Origin of the sequence: Cohnella sp. AR92, assembly GCF_003990975.1 — a bacterium.
GTDB lineage: Bacteria > Bacillota > Bacilli > Paenibacillales > Paenibacillaceae > Cohnella.
In genome coordinates this window covers 1-3,610 of the sequence record NZ_RZJR01000034.1, presented here as the reverse complement: position 1 = coordinate 3,610, position 3,610 = coordinate 1, and the positions used below count along the sequence as shown (strand labels likewise).

3 protein-coding genes and 2 pseudogenes are annotated in these 3,610 nt (G+C 56.7%); 1 reads left to right on the top strand and 4 read right to left on the bottom strand.

Going from position 1 to position 3,610, the window contains the following annotated elements:
* From ELR57_RS27715 to ELR57_RS27705, 3 genes and pseudogenes are all read right to left on the bottom strand, one after another.
* Positions 1-255, bottom strand: a pseudogene (locus tag ELR57_RS27715) (rhamnose ABC transporter substrate-binding protein); the annotation flags it as partial.
* Between the two features lie 66 nt (positions 256-321).
* Entirely contained in the window at positions 322-645 is a 324-nt protein-coding gene (locus tag ELR57_RS27710) for an L-rhamnose mutarotase (RefSeq protein ID WP_126963084.1), read from the bottom strand.
* Between the two features lie 71 nt (positions 646-716).
* Positions 717-2,219: an L-fucose/L-arabinose isomerase family protein gene (locus ELR57_RS27705; RefSeq protein ID WP_126963083.1), complete on the bottom strand. Its 1,503-nt coding sequence runs from the start codon at positions 2,217-2,219 to the stop codon at positions 717-719.
* A gap of 109 nt (positions 2,220-2,328) precedes the next feature.
* Between ELR57_RS27705 and ELR57_RS27700 the strand changes: the two genes are divergently transcribed.
* The gene (locus tag ELR57_RS27700; RefSeq protein WP_126963082.1) at positions 2,329-3,204 is read left to right on the top strand and encodes a helix-turn-helix domain-containing protein; all 876 of its coding nucleotides are present in this window, start codon (positions 2,329-2,331) and stop codon (positions 3,202-3,204) included.
* Positions 3,205-3,307: 103 nt separating this feature from the next.
* On the opposite strand, the pseudogene ELR57_RS27695 reads toward ELR57_RS27700, so the two are convergent.
* A pseudogene (locus ELR57_RS27695) lies at positions 3,308-3,610 on the bottom strand (rhamnose ABC transporter substrate-binding protein); the annotation flags it as partial.

The window sequence follows — 3,610 nt, the reverse complement described above, 5'->3', positions numbered from 1 at the left end:
CTTCAGAATCGCTTCGTCCCCGTTCTCCTCAATCGCCTTCTTGAAGCCTTCCATCTGCTTCTCGCCGTAAGGGTTGCCCGTATTTTTGAAAATAATAGCGAACTTCTGCTTATCGCCGGTATTGCCGCTGGCCGCCGAGCTGCTCGGCTTGGCGTCGCCGCCGCTTGCCGCTTTATCGTTGCTATTGTTGCCGCAAGCCGCGAGCAGCGACATGGACAACACCGCCGTCAATCCCAATGCCATTATCTTTTTCACTTTCCGCTTCCTCCTTCGGAGTCTCTTTCGGTTTGTTCGTTTGTCCCACGAGAGCTCCTGAGAGTGCTAAGCCAGACGGAAAACTTCGGGCAAAAATCGGATCGGCTCGGCCTCCCCCAGATCGAACGATCCCTCCACCATCTTCGAGGTAATCGCGTTCCAGCGTCTGCACGCTTCGCTTCTATCTAAATAACTGAAAGCCGCATCGATATCGTCGCATTCGAAGCAATAAAAGAACTGGCTGCCGTTGCGAAAGATCGAATAGTTGCGAATGCCCGCTCTTGCATGCTCCTCCAGGATTTCCGGCCAGGGCTTCTCGTGCAGCTTCACGTATTCCTCGACGCATTGTTCCTTCACGTTCCATGTCCAGGCGAATTTCACGTTTCCCATCCCCTATTCCCCTCTCTCCTAAAGCTTAACCAACGCTCTCGCGGCCCGGCTGTAATGAATTCCCGAGGCAGCTATAGAACGACCGTCGGCAGCCCCATCAGATCGCCGACCTTACGGAATAGCGAGGCGTTATGCCCTATCGACATCGCGCAATGATGCGTAGGCGCTTCATCGAACCAGCGAGTCAGGTATTCATCCGGATGCACCTTGAATTTAACCGGCGTCTGCGTATTGCCGATTCGCATGATCGGGCCGTCGGTCGACTCCGCCTCGCTCACGATCAGCTTTAGTCTGCCGTCACCGGTCTGCGTCACGTTAAGCGTAGTGATCGGTCCCGTCTTGACCTTCGCCTCGACAGATACGCCGGTTCCTTGTTTGCCATGGTAAAGCCCCATGCCGCGCAAAATCGGCTTGCCCTCCGCGATCTTCAGGTGGAACGGGCCGTCGTGGCCTAGAAGAATCGTGCCGTCCACGTAATCGGTAGCCACGATCTCCGAGAAACTCCCGCCGGTTCCCAGAATATCGCATATCTTCATAGCGATCGCCGTCTTGAGGTCGCCTTCGCCCGAACAAGGAATTCCCCTGGCCGTGAGCAGGGAATGGCCAACGATAAAGCCGGACTGCAATCGCTCGTATTGTCCGCCCGGCGCGCCGTGGTAGTAATAGGACAACCCGTCCAGATCGTATTCCCTCACCAGCTTCTCCTGCGCGGCGGCTACCTTGCATGACCATTCCATCTGTTCCTCCGTCGGCTTTCGCGCGATCGGATCGCTCGGAGAGTCGCCGCTGATCTCGAACATGGAGAGCGTCTCTTCGCGTTTGGCCGCCATATCGGCTGGCGTTACCGTCTGCAGCAAGCGGTCGAGGTCGCACATCTCGAGCACTTCTACGTGTACGCCGGTCTGCGCTTGAATCATCGTGAAGTCGCTGTACATATCGAGCATGCCGCTATACGTATTGCCCAAGAATCCGATTCGGCTTTGACGGAGCGCGCGCGGCACCCCGGACGCTCTCGCCCACTCCTCGATCTCCCGCCAAGCGCGGATAGCCTCCGACCGATCGTTCGTGATCTCGTTAGTAAGCGAGATAGAGGGAGTGTAATCCAGCCCAAGCAGTCCGTTCACGACTCGATAAGGAATACCGGCGCGATTGAACGCGTTGGCGAATTCCGGCACGGGACAAGCTCCGCAATGCGCAAGCCATTCCCCTGTCGTTGTCCGCTCGTAGTCGATGCGATCCGTCGGCTGCAGATTGAGGAAGACAACGGGCGATTTGCACGCTTGATGAACCGGCAGAACCGTAGAACTGGTCGAATACGTGGCCGCATGACAGAATACAAGGTCGACATTGCGGGAGTTTAACCACTCTCCCGCTTTTCTTCCTTCTTCCGCCGTATCGACCAATCCATAATGATAAACCTCGCCCCATTCGGATAATCGCTTCTCGATAAAAGCCGTGTATTCGATCAGCCGTTCGCGCAAGCCGGGAAACTGATCCCAGTAAGCGCGAAGCCCGACGGCATACAGGCCGATTCGCGGCTTAGGCGGAAGCTTGATCGGGGTTGGCATAGTCATACATATCACCTCTATCATTGGAATCAGTCTCATCGTAACCGCTTTCAACGGTTGTGTCATCGCAGAATCGCAACTTATAATCATAGTATCTTGCCATGAGGTGACGACAATGCCTAACTACCGCGAGAATGCCAATCACGCCTGGACGGAAGACTCTGTGCGGCTCATCCTAACGCCGTCTCCCTTCTCCCGGGAATCGCTGTATCACGCCCAGGAGATCGGCCGTTTCGTCGCGTTCCCCGGTTATTTCACGGAGCGCGAGCGCTTGAGCTCCTATCTGATCGTCTATACGATAGCCGGCGGCGGCAAGCTCGTCTACGGCGGAGAGACGCACTCACTTAGACCCGGGCAAATTTTCATGATCGATTGCATGGAATATCAGTATTATGCTGCGGAAGACGAAGGATGGGAGATGGCTTGGGCGCACGTAAGCGGCCCTGCTCTAGGAGGTCAATACGGATTCTATTCGACTCGCGGAGGTCCCGTCCGAACGCTTACGGCGGGAAGCCGCATCCCCGCCTTGCTGGAGGAACTGCTCGCACATAACGAGACGCGAAGCCTTCGCAATGAACTGCTCGCTTCCGCGACGATCTCGATTCTGTTGACCGAGCTTATGCTCTTGAATGCGGAAGCCGACCGCGCGGAGACCGTTCTCCCCGGGTTCGTCGCCGATGCGATGCGCTACATTGAGCGTCATGCCGGCGAAAGGCTGACACTCGATCGCCTGGCCGGCGAATTCGCTATGAGCAAATATCCGTTCGCCAAGGCCTTCAAGCGATACAGCGGGTTCTCGCCGGGCGAGTACATCATCAATACCCGCATCTCTCGGGCAAAGGAACTGCTGAAATATTCGGAACACACCGTCGTAGAGATCTCGGGGATTGTCGGCATCGACAACGTCAGCCACTTCATCAATCTGTTCCGAGCCCGCGAGAAGCAGACGCCGCTTGCCTATCGTAAAACGTGGAAGAGCCCCCGCGCTTAATTACGGACCGACCTCACGCGAATCTACGAAGCATAAAAAGCACGACCCTCCTCAGGCTCCAAGGAGGGTCGCGCAGCTCTATTCTTCAAATTCCATTAAGTCATCAGTAAACGGACTTCCACTCCGCGATGTTGCCGGAGTCGAACTTGAACGGATCGCCCAGCATGACTTGCGTGCCGTCGCCGTCGGCTACGATTTCTTTCTCGCCGAGCGTGCCGGCCGTGAACTTCTCGCCTACGGCGCCCGTAAGCTTGCCGTCGACAAGCGATTCCGCCGCATAGCCGGCCAGGTAGCCGACGTCGATCGGGTTCCACAGGTACATCCAAGGGCTGACGCCGCTCTCGATGTACTCCGCCATCTCGCTCGGCAGGCCGAGCCCCGTCAGTTGAACCTTGCCCTTCAGGCC

Coding starts and splice junctions, on each gene's coding strand:
- ELR57_RS27710 (WP_126963084.1), bottom strand. CDS start 645: ATGGGAAACGTGAAATTCGCCTGGACATGGAACGTGAAGGAACAATGC.
- ELR57_RS27705 (WP_126963083.1), bottom strand. CDS start 2,219: ATGACTATGCCAACCCCGATCAAGCTTCCGCCTAAGCCGCGAATCGGC.
- ELR57_RS27700 (WP_126963082.1), top strand. CDS start 2,329: ATGCCTAACTACCGCGAGAATGCCAATCACGCCTGGACGGAAGACTCT.